At 72.1% G+C, this 15,903-nt stretch carries 11 protein-coding genes; 4 read left to right on the top strand and 7 right to left on the bottom strand.

Annotated features, from left to right (window positions below; all coding sequences use genetic code 11):
• Positions 1-28 precede the first annotated feature (28 nt).
• Positions 29-2,215 (bottom strand): N-6 DNA methylase, encoded by a 2,187-nt coding sequence (locus OG259_RS25000; protein ID WP_443052140.1) that lies wholly within the window; start codon positions 2,213-2,215, stop codon positions 29-31.
• Positions 2,216-2,440: 225 nt separating this feature from the next.
• On the opposite strand from OG259_RS25000, the gene OG259_RS24995 reads away from it, so the two are divergent.
• The gene (locus OG259_RS24995; protein ID WP_328944298.1) at positions 2,441-3,247 is read left to right on the top strand and encodes a DUF4190 domain-containing protein; all 807 of its coding nucleotides are present in this window, start codon (positions 2,441-2,443) and stop codon (positions 3,245-3,247) included.
• 61 nt (positions 3,248-3,308) lie between these two features.
• Positions 3,309-4,070, top strand: coding sequence for a hypothetical protein (locus OG259_RS24990; protein WP_328944297.1), 762 nt, complete (start codon positions 3,309-3,311; stop codon positions 4,068-4,070).
• 120 nt (positions 4,071-4,190) lie between these two features.
• Here the strand turns inward: OG259_RS24990 and OG259_RS24985 are convergent, their stop codons facing one another.
• The 3 genes from OG259_RS24985 to OG259_RS24975 all read right to left on the bottom strand — a co-directional run bounded on the left by OG259_RS24985 (position 4,191) and on the right by OG259_RS24975 (position 6,625).
• A complete protein-coding gene (locus tag OG259_RS24985; RefSeq protein WP_328944296.1) occupies positions 4,191-4,937 on the bottom strand; it encodes an N-acetyltransferase in 747 nt (248 codons plus the stop codon).
• Between the two features lie 60 nt (positions 4,938-4,997).
• On the bottom strand, positions 4,998-5,684 hold the full coding sequence (locus tag OG259_RS24980) for an HNH endonuclease family protein (protein ID WP_328944295.1): 687 nt from the start codon (positions 5,682-5,684) through the stop codon (positions 4,998-5,000).
• Positions 5,685-5,770: 86 nt separating this feature from the next.
• On the bottom strand, positions 5,771-6,625 hold the full coding sequence (locus OG259_RS24975; RefSeq protein WP_328947167.1) for an SCO6745 family protein: 855 nt from the start codon (positions 6,623-6,625) through the stop codon (positions 5,771-5,773).
• A gap of 124 nt (positions 6,626-6,749) precedes the next feature.
• On the opposite strand from OG259_RS24975, the gene OG259_RS24970 reads away from it, so the two are divergent.
• On the top strand, positions 6,750-7,343 hold the full coding sequence (locus tag OG259_RS24970; RefSeq protein WP_328944294.1) for a TetR/AcrR family transcriptional regulator: 594 nt from the start codon (positions 6,750-6,752) through the stop codon (positions 7,341-7,343).
• A gap of 29 nt (positions 7,344-7,372) precedes the next feature.
• The gene (locus tag OG259_RS24965; protein ID WP_328944293.1) at positions 7,373-8,638 is read left to right on the top strand and encodes an SGNH/GDSL hydrolase family protein; all 1,266 of its coding nucleotides are present in this window, start codon (positions 7,373-7,375) and stop codon (positions 8,636-8,638) included.
• A gap of 42 nt (positions 8,639-8,680) precedes the next feature.
• Here the strand turns inward: OG259_RS24965 and mfd are convergent, their stop codons facing one another.
• The 3 genes from mfd to OG259_RS24950 form a co-directional block, all read right to left on the bottom strand.
• Positions 8,681-12,220 carry a transcription-repair coupling factor gene (gene mfd, locus OG259_RS24960; RefSeq protein ID WP_328944292.1) on the bottom strand — a complete coding sequence of 1,180 codons (3,540 nt, stop codon included), beginning with the start codon at positions 12,218-12,220 and terminating at the stop codon, positions 8,681-8,683.
• A gap of 251 nt (positions 12,221-12,471) precedes the next feature.
• Entirely contained in the window at positions 12,472-15,045 is a 2,574-nt protein-coding gene (locus tag OG259_RS24955) for an ABC transporter permease (RefSeq protein WP_328944291.1), read from the bottom strand.
• Complete coding sequence (locus OG259_RS24950) at positions 15,042-15,830, bottom strand: ABC transporter ATP-binding protein (protein ID WP_055601397.1); 789 nt, start codon at positions 15,828-15,830, stop codon at positions 15,042-15,044. The genes OG259_RS24955 and OG259_RS24950 overlap by 4 nt, the downstream gene beginning before the upstream one ends.
• Positions 15,831-15,903: the final 73 nt, after the last annotated feature.

The following is a 15,903-nucleotide window of genomic DNA, read 5'->3' as shown; positions in this document are numbered from 1 at the left end:
CGGGCGGACGTGACGGATCAGGTGGTCGTCAGGGCGCCACCGTGCCGTCGGCCAGTCCGTCGTACAGGCCCTGGACCAGCTGGTCGCCGAGGCGGGAGGTCTCGCGCAGGGCGTCCTCGAAGGCGGCCAGGGCGCGGAAGCGGTCGCCGAAGCGGCGCTGTTCGGACAGCGGCAGGCGGGGGAGCTGGAGGCGGCGGACGTCCACGCGGGTCGCGGTGGAGGCGTAGCTGCTGGCCTGGCGGGTGTTGGCGGTGGCCCGGAGGAAGCCCGCCAGGAACCAGGGGTCGAGGGCCGCCGGATCGGGGCGCAACAGCTGGAGGTTGCGGCCGAGCGCGGCGCCCTCCGCCGAGTCCTCGACGACCCGGATCATCGCGCCGCCGCCCAGGACCGGGACGACCACGTCACCGGCGGCCAGGAGGACGGGCTCCTCGGGCGGGCCGTCGGGCAGCGCGCCCGACGGCGGCTGCGCGGAAAGGACGTCGTGGTCGGTGAGGACGGCGACCGGGGCGTCGGCCGGGGTCGTGCCCGCACCGCCCGCGCGGAGCGTCAGGGCCCCGGCGCGCGCGAGTTCGCCGACCGTCGTGGTGGGCCGGCCGACGCCGACGGCGCCCGCCGGGTCGGTCACGGGCGGCGGCGTCAGTTCCCGCGTACGGCGCAGGGTCTCCGTCAGCCGCTCCCGTACGCCCGTCAGCTGGGCCGCGCCCTCGGCGGCGGCGGGTGGCGGCAGGTGCCGGGCCGGAGCAAGGTCCACGTCGTCGTCCAGAAGCTCGATGACGGGGACGGAGCGGCTCGCTCCCGGCGCCCCGGCCACGGTCCCGTCCCGGTCGAACGGCGTCCAGGCCTCCAGGACGGCGGTGTGCACGGCGGCCCAGTCGAGCCGGTCCCGGCCCTGACCGTCCCTGGACGGACCGGTGTGCTCGGAGGCGGTGTCGACGAGGAGGAGTTCGGCGGTGTGGCGCTCGCCCGGGACCGGCTTGCGCAGCACCCACAGGTGGAGCGGGACGCCGTACGGGGGTGCGGCGCCCGCGGGCAGCGCGACGACGGCCCGCAGGGCGCCGCGGCGGAGCAGATCGGCGCGGATCCGGCGGCCCGAACGGCGGGAGGCGGCGGCCGGCGGCATGAGGAGGACGGCGGTCCCGCCGGGGCGGAGCCGGGCGAGGGCGTGCTGCACCCAGGCCAGTTCGGACTCCGTGCGGGCCGGGAAGCCGTACTCCCAGCGCGGGTCGTAGGCGAGCTCGTCGTGGCCCCAGTTGCGCTCGTTGAACGGCGGGTGGCACAGGACGGCGTCCGCGGCCAGCGTCGGGAAGGCGTCGGCACGAAGGCTGTCACCGGTCCGGACCCGGATGTCGGCGTCGGTGGAGAGTGCCAGGCGCAGGGCGGTCAGCGCGGCGAGATCGGGGTCGGCGTCCTGGCCGCAGACGGCACCGGGGTGTTCGACGGCACTCAGCAGGCTTCCGGTGCCGGAGGCGGGGTCGAGGACGGTGAGGGGGGTGAAGGCCCCCTCTTGCGTACGGGTTCCGGCTCCGGCTTCCGTACGGGTTCCGGCTCCGGCCTCCGTACGGGTTCCGGCTCCGGCCTCCGTACGGGTTCCGGCTCCGGCTTCCGTACGGGTTCCGGCTCCGGCTTCCTTACGGGTTCCGGCTCCGGCGAGTGCCGCCATGAGGGACGCGGGCCCGGGTGGCGTCAGTGTGTACTGGCGCGGATTGGCGTCGAGGTGACGGCCGAGCAGGAACTCGAAGGCCTCCTGGACGCCCGTCCCGGCCGCGAGTTCGGCGGCTCCCCGCAGAAGGGGCACGGAGGGCTTCAACGCGGTCGCGGTGGGGGTGAGGACGGCCCGCTCCGGACCGATGCGCTCGGTGAGCGTCTCCTCCAGCGCGACCGGCAGCACCTCCACGAGCCGCTCGTCCGGGAGCTCGGCCAGCGACGGCCAGGCCGCCGACCGGTCCCGTACGAGAAGGAGCGCGCAGCCCGCGTGCACGAGGGCGGTGACCGCGCCGGCCGGATGGCCCGCGATCTGCTGCCAGACGCGCTCTCGGAGCGGGACCTCGGCCAGTTTGCCCTGGTCGCGCAGCCATCGCTCGACCTCGGCGAGGGCGAAGGACGGACTGGTCTCCGTGCCGCCCACGGGTTTGGGGAAATCGGGATGGCGGCGGCGCCAATTGCTGACGGCGGCCCGTCCGACCCCGGCGAGCCGGGCGATCCCGGCGGCGGTCACCTCTGTTGCGCCCGACTCTCCTGCGCTCTCCGGCACCCGACCCATCTCCCTGGCTCACCCGCTGACGCGTCCTCGTGTGACTCCGATCTTACTGACGAACGTCCACAGCACCACTTCACAGCGTGAGTCGACCCGTCTCTCGTGAACCGTGTTGACTCGGTTCACAGGCTCTGGTCTGATTGACCCATCGCGCCAGACATCTTCTCTGTCCGGGAGGACACACCCATGTCGTACGACACCCAGGTTCCGCCTGCCGCGCCCCACACGCACATGCGCAACGGACTCGGCACCGCCGCCCTGATCCTCGGCATCATCGGCACGCTCTCCGGGCTGATCCCGCTCCTCTTCTGGCTGGCCGGCATCCTCGGCCTGATCGCCCTGATCCTGGGCCTCGTCGGCAAGGGCCGCGTGAAGCGCGGCGAGGCGAACAACAAGGGAGTGACGCTCACCGGCGCCATCCTGGGCCTCGTGTCCCTGGTCCTCTCGGTCGTCGGCCTGGTCATCACGGTCACGGCCGTCAGCGAGGCGGTCGACGAGCTCGACAAGAGCATCAAGGAGACGGCTCCGAAGGACCCGTCGAGCACCCCGAACGGCAAGGCCCCCGCGGACTCCGCGTCGAAGCCCCCGGCCGACAAGAGCGGCAGCCTGGCGGCCGGCGACACCCAGGTCTACGAGGACGACGTCGAGGTCACGGTCTCGAACCCCAAGCCGTTCACCCCCAGCGAGTACGCGGCCGGCCACACCAAGGGCAACAAGGCCTACCAGGTCACCGTCGTCGTCAAGAACGCCGGCAAGGAGAAGTTCGACGCCGTGGCCGTCATGGTGAACGCGCGGGCGGGCCAGGACGGCGTCGAGGCCGAGCAGGTCTTCGACGAGAAGGCCGGCACGGGCTTCGAAGGCACCGTCCTGCCCGGCAAGAAGGCCACCGTCACCTACGTCTTCGACGCCCCGAAGGACGCCAAGAACCTGACCGTCGAGGTCGCCCCGGGCTTCGCCTACGACGCCACCCAGTGGGACCTGAAGATCGGCTGACCCGAGCCGGTCCGGCCCCCCGCCCTCCCCTCGCACTCCCCCTCTCGGAGACACCACCACCATGCGCGCACACGCCCACCCCCGCCCCCGGACCCGCCGGACCGCCGTCGCCGCCCTGCTGTGCGCGACCGTCGCGCTCGGCGCCGCGGCCTGCGGCCCGTTCGGCGAGGACGAGAAGCCGGCGGGCGCGTTCGGGGACCTGACGGGGTCGCAGATCGTCGACAAGGCCTTCGCGGCGACGAAGACCGCGAAGTCCGTGACCGTGCGCGTCGACCTGAGATCCGCCGACGAGCCGACGAGCGGCTTTCTCGCCCTCGACACCCGGGGGAAGTGCGCCGGCACGCTGACCCTGGGAGCGACCAGCACGGCCGAGCTCGTCAAGGCCGACGGCAAGAGCGTGTACATGCGCTTCGACGAGGCCTACCTGCGCGAGCAGGTCCAGGAGGAGAGCCCGGAGGTCCAGGAGGCCACGCTCAAGGAGCTCAGGGGCCGCTGGCTGGAGGCGCCGCTCTCCGACCCCGACGCGAAGGACATGCTGGAGCTCTGCGACCTGAAGTCGCTCCTCGGCGGGTTCGAGCAGGGGGCGAGCGGCATCGTGAAGGGCGAGGAGACCACCGTCGACGGGCAGAAGGCCCTGAAGCTGACGGAGCCGGGGGACGACGGCGAGTCGTCCACGCTGTACGTGGCCACGGAGGGCACGCCGTACGTCCTGAAGATGGTCACGGTGGGCGGCGACGAGCCGGGGACGATCGCCTTCTCGCAGTACGGGAAGCCGGTCGTGGCGAAGATCCCGGCGGCCGACGACATCGTCAAGACCGACTGACCACATGACCCACGCGGAGGACACGCGTGCGGGTGAGGGGCCGCTCCCGGGGGGGAATGCGGCCCCTCACGCGTACGTACGTACGTACGCGAACGTTCAGAGACTGTCGTGCGCGAACGTTCAGAGACTGTGCCGGACCCAGACGTTGGGCTCGACGTAGACCGCGTAACCGCGCGAGGCCTCGCAGTGGACGGGGACGAGCGCGCCCTCGACCTCGACCGGGCCGTCCACGTCGAAGGGGAGGCCGGTCCACTTGCGCCACTGCTCGACGGACCCGGAGACCGTCATCGAGGCCGGGGCCACCGCCTCGATGACACCGCCCGCGCGGACGTGGACGCGCAGCCACGCGTCGTGCGGCAGCCCGTCGGCCTCGCGGGTCCGGAAGGCGTACTCGTGGATGGAGGCCTCGGCCTCCAGGTGCTTGCCGTTGGGGCGGACCGGGGCGACCAGCTCGGCGAAGCCGCGCCCGGCGACGTGCTCGCGCATGGCGGCCAGCATCCGGTGCGAGAGGCCCTGGCCCAGGGCGCTCGTGTCGATCGTGATCTCGATGGCGCTGACGGTGTCGGCCTCCCGGCCGTGCTTCAGGTCGGAGAACGCCCAGAGCATCACCTCGTCCCAGCCACGGGCCGGCAGCTCGCGGCGGCCGTCGACGTCCAGGCGGAACGGGACGCAGAAGCCGCGGGCGACGACCTTGCCCTCCGTGTCGGTGGCCACGAGCACGAACTCCGGGAGCTCGCGCGCGATCCGCCCCATGTTCGCCCAGCCCACCGGGTCGTACATCATGAACTCGGGCCAGAGGTCGCTCATGCCCCACATCGGCCCTTCCAGTTCGGGGCGCTCGGCGAGGGTCGATATGTTCAGGTCCATACGAGCAGGCTAAAGATCATTTCCGGCCATGCCAATCGGATTTCCGGGATCCGGCACCCGCTACGGAAGTTTCTGCTGCGGACACCCGCCGAGGACCCGCTTCATCGCGTCCCGCTCGCCGCCCGTCACCCACACCCCGTACTTCTTCTTCACCGCGATCTGCCGGGCCACATAGGTGCAGCGGTAGGCCTTGTTCGGCGGCAGCCAGGTCGCCGCGTCGCCGTCGGACTTGCGGCGGTTGGTGGAGGCGTCGACGGCGAGCAGGTTGAGCGGGTCGTTGGCGAACCGGCGCCGGGTCTCCCCGTCCCACTTCTGCGCCCCCTTCTGCCAGGCGTCGGAGAGCGCGACGACATGGTCGATGTCGACCTTGCTGCGGCCCCGGACGTAGCGGACGCTGGTGCCGGTGTACGGGTCGTCGGCGAGGGTGCCGGAGGCGACCTTGCAACGGCCGTCCGTGAACCGGACGCCGGCCAGGTCGCGCTTGAGGATGTCGTCGCGGGTGCCGCAGCCGTTGCCGTCGACGTCCACCCAGGCGCGACCGAACTTCTCCCGCTCGTAACCGGTCTTCGGGGCGCGGCCCTTCACGGTGAGCGTGTCCACGGCGGCGAGGGCGGTCCCGCGCGCGGCGGGCTTTCCGCCCGCGCCCCCGCCGGATTCCGGGCTGTCAGCTCCGGGCGAGCAGGCGGTGGTTATGAGCGCGGCGACGGCAAGTGCCGAGGCGGCCAGGGTCCTTCGATACGTCAACACCCTGGAATCCTAGGCCGAGCGATACGGGGGCCTTCGCACCCTTGGTCCCGAATCGGACGGGTCGAAGGCCCCACGGACCGCACGGTTCACACCTTGCCGATGCCGAGGGTGTTCTCGGAGGGCAGCAGGCCGGAGCCGATCGCGGCCAGCCAGGGGCCGCCGAGCAGCTCGGCGAGCCGGGCGGTGCCGTCCGGGCCGAGGGCGGCCCAGGGGGCGGCGGCGAGCTCGTCCGTACGCCGCTCGACCTCGGCGCGCAGGGTGCGGCCCGCCTCGGTGGCGGCCCCGTCCGCGTCCAGGAGGCCCCGGGCGGTGAGGCGGTCGCGTGCCGCCGCCCACTCCTCGGCGCTCCAGCCCCGGCTCTCGAAGACGGGCTCGGGTGCGGCGCCGATCGCCGCGAAGGAGACGAGCGCCTCGACGGGGTCGAGCCCCGCGTCGACGAGGGCGTCGAGGTGCCCGTCGCCCCGGTGCTCGCGCAGGATCGTCGCGGCCTGCCAGAGGACCAGGTGCGGGGCCTCGGGCCGGGGCAGGGCGGCGTTGGCGACGGCGAGCGGGCGCGCGACGGCGGGGTCGGCGGTCGCCGTCGCCCCGTCGGCGGCCGCGCGGGCGAGGGCGGCGGCCTCGGCGAGTTCGGGGCTCGCGAGGAGCTCCTCGCCCAGGACGGCCCGGTACGTGCGGTCGACGGCCCGGAGCCGCGCGGCGAGGACGTCGGCCGGGGCGGCGGTCTCCCAGACGGCGGGGACGTACCGGGCGATCATCGCGGGGCTGAAGCTGTAGAAGGCGCCGGCCACCCGGTCCGGGCCGGCGGCTCCGAGGGGCGCGATGCGCCAGGCGAAGTACGAGGGCCAGCGCTCGGAGGTGTCGTAGCCGAGGGCGGCGGCCTCGTCGAAGGCCTCGGGGGCGTAGTAGAGCAGGGCGTGCAGGGGTTCGAGCAGGTGCCACATCTGACGTACGCGTCCGGATTCCACGGCAGGCTCCTCTTCGCTCACTCACTATCTAGTCAGTGACTAGATAGTGCTCCGCGACCCCCGAACTTGTCAATGACTAGATGACCGCTAGGCTCCTCCCATGACGAGCACGAGCCGGAGTTCCTACCACCACGGCGACCTGCGGCAGGCGGTCCTCGCCGCCGCCCTCGACGTCATCGCCGCCGACGGCCCCGCGGCGCTCAGCCTGCGCGACCTCGCGCGCCGCGCGGGCGTCTCGCACGCCGCGCCCGCCCACCACTTCAAGGACCGCACCGGGCTCCTCACCGCCCTCGCCACCGAGGGGTACGGGCTCCTCGCCGAGGCCCTCGCCTCCGCGCCCGAGCTGCGCGAACGCGGGGTGCGGTACGTGCGGTTCGCGGTCGAGCACCCGGCCCACTTCCAGGTCATGTTCCAGCCGGAACTGCTGCGCGCCGACGACCCGGACCTGCTCGCCGCCAAGGAACGCGCCTCGGCCGAACTCCGCGCGGGCGTCGCCGACCTGACGGACGTCCCCGACGCCCGTACGGCGGGCATCGCGGCCTGGTCGCTCGCCCACGGTTTCGCGACGCTGCTCCTCACCCACAACGTGACGGGCGCACTGGGCGACCGGGACCCGGAGGAGTACTTCCGCTCCCTCACCGGCCTGCTCTTCACCGGCCAACTCCCGCCCGGCGAACCGGAAGACGGGGAATAGCCCGCGTCGGTCAGCAATTGACGGAGAACATGAGAACCTCGAACACCCTCCGTCGCACCGCGACAGCCCTGCTCACCACGGCGACCGTCGCCTTGGCGCCGACCGCCCTCGCCACCCCCGACCACACGGGAGCGGGTGCCTCCTGGCGCGGCGCCTGGGCCGCGTCCCCGCAGGCACCGACCGCGCCGTTCGCCCCCAACTGGTCGCAGCAGGGCTTCGACAACCACACCGTGCGACAGACCGTCCGCGTCACCGCCTCCGGTACGCGGGCCCGCATCGAGCTGAGCAACCGCTACGGCACCACCCCGCTGCGCGTCACCGGCGCCACCGTCGCCCGCACGGACAAGGGCGGCGCGGTGCGGGCGGGTTCGGTCCGCACCCTGCGCTTCGACGGCCGTCCGTCCACGACGATCCCGGTCGGCGGGACCCTTCTCAGCGACGGAACACCGTTCCCGGTCAAGGCCTTCGAGTCGCTGACCGTCACCCTCTACCTGGCGGGCCGGACCGGCCCCGCCACCTTCCACCACATCGCCGGCGCCACCAGCTACCGGGCCGACGGCGACCACCGCGCGGACGTCGACGGCTCGGCCTTCAAGGAGTCCGGCACCTCCTGGTACTTCCTCTCCGGCGTCGAGGTCACCGGGGGCCGTGACACCGCCCGCCGCGACGGCATCGTCACCTTCGGCGACTCGATCACCGACGGCGTGGGCTCCACGACGGACGCGGACAACCGCTACCCGGACGAACTCGCCGAACGCCTGGCCGCGGCCGGCCGGCCGCGCGCCGTCCTCAACCAGGGGATCGCCGGCAACCAGGTCGTCAACGACACGACCTGGGCGGGCGAGAAGGCCCTGACCCGCTTCCGCCAGGACGTCCTGAACGAGCGGGGAGTCCGTACGGTCATCCTCCTCGAAGGCCTCAACGACATCGGCGGCAGCACCGTGACCTTCCCGGCCGCGCCCACCCCCGACGTCTCCGTGGCCGAACTGATCAAGGGCCACCGCACCCTGGTCCGCCAGGCCCACGCGAAGGGCCTGAAGGTCATCGGCGCGACCCTGACCCCGGTCAAGGGCTCCTTCTACGACACCCCCGCCAACGAGGCCAAGCGCGACGCCTTCAACGACTGGGTCCGCACCTCGGGCACGTACGACGCGATCGTCGACCTCGACCGCGCGGTCGCCGACCCGACGGACCCCGACCGCATCCTCCCCGCCTACGACTCGGGCGACGGCCTCCACCCGAACGACGCGGGCTACCGCGCGATGGCCGGGGCACTGGACCTGAACGAGCTGTAGTTCCCGGTCGGGGGTGCGCCCTGGGCGCACCCCCGGCTTCCCCTACGAGCCGAGGATCGTCGTCAGGAACTCCCCGGTCCACGCCAGCAGTTCGCGTCCGACCACCGGCTTTCCACCGATCTTGCCCGTCGTCGGGCGCGGCACCAGGATCTGGTGGACCGCCGGCTTGATCACCGTGCGCGGGTACAGCCGCTTCAGGCGCAGTTCCTGCGACTCGCGCAGCTCCACCGGGGCGAAGCGGATGTTCGCGCCCTGGAGGACGATCTCGCCGACGCCGCACGCGCGGGCCAGCATGCGCAGGCCGGCCACCAGGAGGAGGTTCTCGACCGGCTCCGGCAACTTGCCGTAGCGGTCGGTGAGTTCCTCGCGGACCGCCCTGATGTCCTCCTCCGAGTTCGCGGAGGCGATCGAGCGGTACGCCTGGAGGCGGAGCCGCTCGCCCGGTGCGTAGTCGTGCGGCATGTGGGCGTCGACCGGAAGCTCGATCTTGACCTCCAGCGGGGCCTCCTCCTCCACCCCGCCCTCCATCTGCGCCCGGTAGTCCGCGACCGCCTCGCCGACCATCCGCACGTACAGGTCGAAGCCGACGCCCGCGATGTGGCCGGACTGCTCGCCGCCGAGCAGGTTGCCCGCGCCGCGGATCTCCAGGTCCTTCATCGCCACGTACATGCCGGCACCCATCTCGGTGTGCTGGGCGATCGTCGCGAGCCGCTCGTGCGCGGTCTCCGTCAGCGGCTTCTCCGGCGGGTACAGGAAGTACGCGTAACCCCGCTCCCGGCCTCGGCCGACACGGCCGCGCAGCTGATGGAGCTGCGAGAGGCCGAAGTTGTCGCCGCGCTCCACGATCAGGGTGTTGGCGTTGGAGATGTCGATGCCGGACTCGACGATCGTCGTGGAGACGAGCACGTCGAACTTCTTCTCCCAGAAGTCGACGACGACCTGCTCCAGGGCGGTCTCGCTCATCTGGCCGTGCGCCGTCGCGATCCGCGCCTCCGGCACGATCTCGCGCAGCCGCGCCGCCGCCCGGTCGATGGAGTCGACCCGGTTGTGGATGTAGAAGACCTGGCCCTCGCGCAGCAGTTCACGCCGGATCGCGGCGCCGATCTGCTTCTCCTCGTACGGGCCGACGAAGGTGAGGACCGGGTGCCGCTCCTCCGGCGGGGTGGTGATCGTCGACATCTCGCGGATGCCCGTCACCGCCATTTCGAGCGTACGGGGGATGGGCGTGGCCGACATGGTGAGCACGTCGACGTTGGCGCGGAGCTTCTTCAGCTGCTCCTTGTGCTCGACGCCGAACCGCTGCTCCTCGTCGACGATGACCAGGCCCAGGTCCTTGAACTTGGTCTCGGAGGCGAAGAGGCGGTGGGTGCCGATGACGACGTCGACCGAGCCCTCCCGCATGCCCTCCAGGGTCGCCTTCGCCTCGGTGTCCGTCTGGAAGCGGGACAACGCCCGTACCTTCACCGGGAACTGGGAGTAGCGCTCGCTGAACGTGCCGAAGTGCTGCTGCACGAGCAGTGTCGTCGGGACGAGGACCGCGACCTGCTTGCCGTCCTGGACCGCCTTGAAGGCGGCCCGTACCGCGATCTCCGTCTTGCCGTAGCCGACGTCGCCGCAGATCAGACGGTCCATGGGGACGGTCTTCTCCATGTCCTCCTTCACCTCGGCGATGGTGGACAGCTGGTCGGGCGTCTCCGCGTACGGGAAGGCGTCCTCCAGCTCGCGCTGCCACGGGGTGTCGGAGCCGAAGGCGTGCCCGGGGGCGGCCATGCGCGCGGAGTACAGCTTGATCAGGTCGGCCGCGATCTCCTTGACGGCCTTCTTCGCGCGCGCCTTCGTCTTCGTCCAGTCCGCGCCGCCGAGCCGGTGCAGGGTCGGTGCCTCGCCGCCGACGTACTTGGTGACCTGCTCCAGCTGGTCGGTCGGGATGTACAGCCGGTCGCCGGGCTGGCCCCGCTTGGCGGGGGCGTACTCGACGAGGAGGTACTCGCGGGTCGCGCCCTGCACGGTCCGCTGGACCATCTCCACGTACCGGCCGACACCGTGCTGCTCGTGCACGATGTAGTCGCCGACCTCCAGGGTCAGCGGGTCGATGGTCTTGCGGCGCTTGGCCGGCATCCGCTGGCCGTCCTTGCCGGCCGCCTTCTGGCCGGACAGGTCGGTCTCGGTGAGGACGGCGAGCTTGAGGGCCGCGTCGACGAAGCCGTAGTCGATGGAGCCGGTCGCCACGTGCACGACCGACGCGGAGATCTCCGCCAGGTCGGCGTCGAGGCGGGCGGCGATGCCCTCGCCGCCGAGGACCTCGACCGTACGGGTCGCGGGGCCGTGGGCCTCCGTGACGTAGACCGTGCGCCAGCCGTCGGCCAGCCAGCCCTTGGTGTCGGCGAGGGCGCGGGCGGTGTCGCCGCGGTACGACTCGGGGGCGTGCATGCCGAGGGTGAGGGTGTCCCCGCCGGAGCCGTCGGCCGTCGCGTCCGCCGCGAACGGCGACACCGACCACCAGGACATCCCCAGCTCGCGCGCCCGGTCCCGGACGTCCGCGATGCCCCACAGCGAGGCCGCGCCGACGTCGATCGGGGCCTCGCCGCCGCCCGCCGTGGCCGCCCACGAGGCCTGGAGGAACTCCTGGGAGGTCGCCACCAGGTCCGAGGCCCGGGTCCGCACCCGCTCCGGGTCGCAGACCACGGCCATGGACCCCTCGGGGAGGACGTCGAGCAGCAGTTCCATGTCGTCGACGAGGACCGGCGCGAGGGACTCCATGCCCTCGACCGCGATCCCCTCCGCGATCTTGTTCAGGAGTTCGCCCAGCTCCGGGTGGGCCTCGGCGAGCGCCGCCGCCCGCTCCCGTACGTCCGCGGTGAGCAGCAGCTCACGGCAGGGCGGCGCCCAGAGTCCGTGCTCGGCCACTTCGAGGGACCGCTGGTCGGCGACCTTGAAGTAACGGATCTCCTCGACGTCGTCGCCCCAGAACTCGATCCGGAGGGGGTGCTCCTCGGTCGGCGGGAAGACGTCCAGGATGCCGCCGCGCACGGCGAACTCGCCGCGCTTCTCGACCAGCTCCACGCGCGAGTACGCGGCGGCCGCGAGGCCCTCCACGATCTCGTTCAGGTCCGCCGTCTGCCCCGAGCGCAGCGCCACCGGCTCCAGGTCCCCGAGGCCCTTGACCTGCGGCTGGAGCACGGAACGGATCGGTGCGACGACGACGCTGACGGGGCCGGCCGCCGGGTCGTCGTCCCGGGGGTGCGCGAGCCGACGCAGTACGGCGAGACGGCGGCCGACGGTGTCGGAGCGGGGCGAGAGCCGCTCGTGCGGCAGGGTCTCCCAGGAGGGGTACTCGACGACCCTGTCCGGGTCGAGCAGCGACCGCAGCGCGGCGGCGAGGTCCTCGGCCTCCCGTCCGGTCGCGGTCACCGCGAGCACCGGCCGCCCCGAGTCCCGGGCGAGCGCGGCGACGGCGAAGGGCCGCGCGGCCGCCGGGCCGACCAGGTCCACGTGCGGGCGGTTCCCGTCGGCGGCGGCCTTCACGGCCTCGGCGAGGGCGGTGTCCTTGACGACTACATCGAGCAGGCCGTGCAGGCTCATGAAGCTTTCCATCCCGGTGGGTGACGGGGGCGGGCAACGCGAACAGCCCGACACGTCTCACGGGCCGGGGTGGTACCGGACGCGTACGGCCCGGCAAGTGACCAGCCTACGACGTGCCACTGTCAGTCGCCCGAAGGAAGGGCGCCGGCGGTCCGAACGCCGGAACGGCAGAACGTCCGGACAGCCGTACGGCCCCGGTGCGTGTGCACCGGGGCCGTACTCCCCCGTTCCCCCGTTCCCTCCCGCGACCGCTACTCGCTCGCGATCGCGTTCAGGACGTTCATCCGGCCCGCCCGGAAGGCCGGGACCAGGGCCGCGAAGAGGCCCACGAAGGCCGATCCGACGAAGACGGTCAGGATCGTCGACCAGGGGATCTCCAGGACCCCGAGGCCTTCCAGGGCCAGGAGCTTCTGGGCGGCGGTGCCCCAGCCCATGCCCAGGCCGAGGCCGAGCAGCGCGCCGAACAGGGCGATCACCACCGACTCCAGGCGGATCATGCGGCGCAGCTGGCGGCGGGAGAGGCCGATGGCCCGCATGAGGCCGATCTCCCGGGTCCGCTCGACGACCGACAGGGCCAGGGTGTTCACGACGCCCAGGACCGCGACGACGATCGCCAGGGCGAGGAGCCCGTACACGATGTTGAGCAGCTGCCCGACCTGGTTCTGCAGCTCCTCCTTGTAGTCGGCCTGGTTGCTCACCTTGTACTGCGGGTAGGGCGCGAGCGCGTCCTTGAGGGCCTGGTAGGCCTGGGTCTCCTGGCCGTCCTTGGCGCTGGCGAGGACCAGCAGGCTCTGCGGCATCCGCTCGGCGGGGACGTACTCGGCGAGGGTGGTGACGTTGGTGTACATCGCCCCCTTGTCGACCTGGCCGGTGTCGGCGGTGATCGCCGCGACCTTCAGCTTCGCCTTCTCGCCGCCCTTGAAGGCGACGGTCAGGACGTCGCCGACCTTCACGCCGTGCTCGGTGGCGTAGTCGCTGCCGACCGACATGGCGCCCTTGCCGTAGGCGTCGGCGAGGGTGCCGGCGGTGGTCTCCCGGCGCAGGTCCTTCATGTACGACGGGTCGGTGGCGGCCAGGTCGGCGGTCGTGGTCTTGCCGCGGGGGTCGGTGACGGTGGCGTCGACCCACTTGTACTCGCTGACGTGGTCCAGGCCCGGGGTCTTCTCCATGGCGGCCTGGGCCTGCGGCACGATCGGCTGCCCGGTGCCGGACTGCACGATGAAGTCGGCGCCGACGGACCGGTCCAGCTCGTCGGTGGCCGAGGCGACCATCGAGGAGCCGACGACCGACAGGGCGGCGACGAGCGCGAGGCCGATCATCAGGGCCGCGGCCGTGGCGCCGGTGCGGCGCGGGTTGCGGAGCGCGTTCCGCTCGGCCATCCGGCCGACCGGGCCGAAGATCCGCAGGACGACGACGCCCAGGGCGCGGACGACTCCGCCCGCGAGGAGCGGGCCGATGACGACGAAGCCGAGGAGGGAGAGGACGACGCCGAGACCGAGCCAGAGGGAACCGGGACCGGCCTCCGCGGCACGGGAAGCCGCCACGAGCGCGGCCGCTCCGGCGCCGGTGAGGGCGAGACCGATCCCGCCGCGCACCCAGCCGGCCTTGCCGTCGGCGGGGGTGCCCGCGTCACGGAGGGCGGCCATCGGGGAGACCTTCCCGGCGCGACGGGCCGGGATGTAGGCGGCGAGGACGGTGACGACGATGCCGAGGGCGAGACCGACGGCCGGGGTCGTCCACTTGACGGTGAGGTCGTCGGTGGAGAGCTCCATGCCGATCGAGGACATGAGCTTCATCAGTCCGACGGCGAGCCCGACGCCCGCGCCGACACCGGCGACCGAGCCGAAGAAGCCGAGGAGCAGCGCCTCGACGAGGACGGAACGGTTCACCTGCTTGCGGCTGGAGCCGATGGCCCGCATGAGGCCGATCTCGCGGGTGCGCTGGGCGACCAGCATCGAGAAGGTGTTGACGATGAGGAAGATGCCGACGAGGAAGGCGATTCCGGCGAAGCCGAGCATCGCGTACTTCATGACGTCGAGGAAGCCGGCGACGTCCTCGCGGCCCGCGTCGGCGGCCTCGGCGGCGGTCTGCAGCTTGTAGCCGCCGCCGATCGAGGCGGCGATGTTCCTCTTGAGGGCGTCGTCGCTGACACCGGGCTTCGCGTCGGCCGTGATCTGGGTGAACAGGCCTTCCTTGCCGAGGAGTTCGCGCTGCGCGGTGGCGGTGTCGAAGTAGACGACGGTGGCGCCCGGGTTGGTGACCTTGAACTCGACGATGCCGGAGATCTTCGCGGTGAAGTCACCGGTGACGGAGACCGTCCGCAGCTCGTCGCCGAGCTTCAGACCGTGCTTCTCGGCGGTGGCGCCGTCGACGATCACCTCGGTGGGGCCGCGCGGCTCGTGGCCGGAGGCGATGTCCACCGAACGCAGCTCGTTGGGGCTCCAGTTGACGGCGATGGTCGGAGCACCGCTGGTGGGCCCGACGTTCTTGTTCTTCGCGTCGACGACGGTGACGCTGGTCGAGATGACCGAGCCCTGCGCGGCCTGGACACCCTCGGTCTTCCGGACCCGCTCGACGAGCGAGGCGGGGAAGGACTCGGGGCGGCCGGACTGCGGGGCCCCGTCCTCGACCGCCGCACCCTTGGGGCTGACGGTCACGTCGGAGGCGGTCGACGCGAAGAGCTTGTCGAACGTCGTGTTCATGGTGTCGGTGAACACGAGGGTGCCGCTGACGAAGGCGACGGAGAGCAGGACGGCGATGGCGGAGAGCGCCATCCGCCCCTTGTGCGCGAAGAAGTTGCGCAGCGAGGTCTTCATGACACTCATGACGTCCGCCCGCGCGCGTCGAAGTCCTTCATGCGGTCGAGGACGGCGTCGGCGGTCGGCCGGAGCATCTCGTCCACGATCCGCCCGTCGGCGAGGTAGAGGACCCGGTCCGCGTAGGAGGCGGCGACCGGGTCGTGGGTGACCATGACGATCGTCTGACCCAGTTCGTCGACCGAGGTGCGGAGGAAGCCGAGGACTTCGGCACCCGCCCGCGAGTCCAGGTTTCCGGTCGGCTCGTCCCCGAAGATGATCTCGGGCCGGGCGGCGAGCGCGCGGGCCACGGCCACACGCTGCTGCTGACCGCCGGAGAGCTCGTTGGGCCGGTGCTTGAGCCGCTCGGAGAGGCCGACGGTGTCGACGACCCGGCGCAGCCACTCGGCGTCGGGCTTGCGGCCGGCGATGTCCATCGGCAGCGTGATGTTCTCGATGGCGCTCAGGGTCGGCAGCAGGTTGAACGCCTGGAAGATGAAGCCGATCCGGTCCCGGCGCAGCTGCGTGAGCTTCTTGTCCTTGAGCCGGGTGATCTCGGTCTCGTCGAGGAAGATCTCGCCGCTGGTGACGGTGTCGAGCCCGGCGAGGCAGTGCATCAGGGTCGATTTACCGGAACCCGAGGGTCCCATGATCGCGGTGAACTGTCCGCGGGCGATGTCGACGTCGACGGAGTCCAGCGCGACGACCCGGGTCTCCCCGGAGCCGTACGCCTTGACGACCTGACGCGCCCGCGCGGCGACGGCCGTACGCCCTCCAGTACCCCCGTGCCTGGGGATGGTCACAGCCGTGGTCACGGTTTTCTCCTCGGAGCGGTGAGTGGAGCAGTGGGTGGTTTGTAAGTTCAAGTTAAGAACCGCGAAGGCCGGT

The organism is Streptomyces sp. NBC_00250, from assembly GCF_036192275.1.
Lineage (GTDB): Bacteria > Actinomycetota > Actinomycetes > Streptomycetales > Streptomycetaceae > Streptomyces.
Note: the sequence above shows the minus strand (reverse complement) of the source record. Positions and strands in the feature narration are given on the sequence as shown.

Excerpts from the sequence above, each read along its gene's own strand:
- OG259_RS24995 (WP_328944298.1), top strand. The coding sequence starts at position 2,441 with ATGTCGTACGACACCCAGGTTCCGCCTGCCGCGCCCCACACGCACATG.
- OG259_RS24990 (WP_328944297.1), top strand. The coding sequence starts at position 3,309 with ATGCGCGCACACGCCCACCCCCGCCCCCGGACCCGCCGGACCGCCGTC.
- OG259_RS24985 (WP_328944296.1), bottom strand. The coding sequence starts at position 4,937 with ATGGACCTGAACATATCGACCCTCGCCGAGCGCCCCGAACTGGAAGGG.
- OG259_RS24975 (WP_328947167.1), bottom strand. The coding sequence starts at position 6,625 with ATGTGGCACCTGCTCGAACCCCTGCACGCCCTGCTCTACTACGCCCCC.
- OG259_RS24970 (WP_328944294.1), top strand. The coding sequence starts at position 6,750 with ATGACGAGCACGAGCCGGAGTTCCTACCACCACGGCGACCTGCGGCAG.
- OG259_RS24965 (WP_328944293.1), top strand. The coding sequence starts at position 7,373 with ATGAGAACCTCGAACACCCTCCGTCGCACCGCGACAGCCCTGCTCACC.
- mfd (WP_328944292.1), bottom strand. The coding sequence starts at position 12,220 with ATGAGCCTGCACGGCCTGCTCGATGTAGTCGTCAAGGACACCGCCCTC.
- OG259_RS24955 (WP_328944291.1), bottom strand. The coding sequence starts at position 15,045 with ATGAGTGTCATGAAGACCTCGCTGCGCAACTTCTTCGCGCACAAGGGG.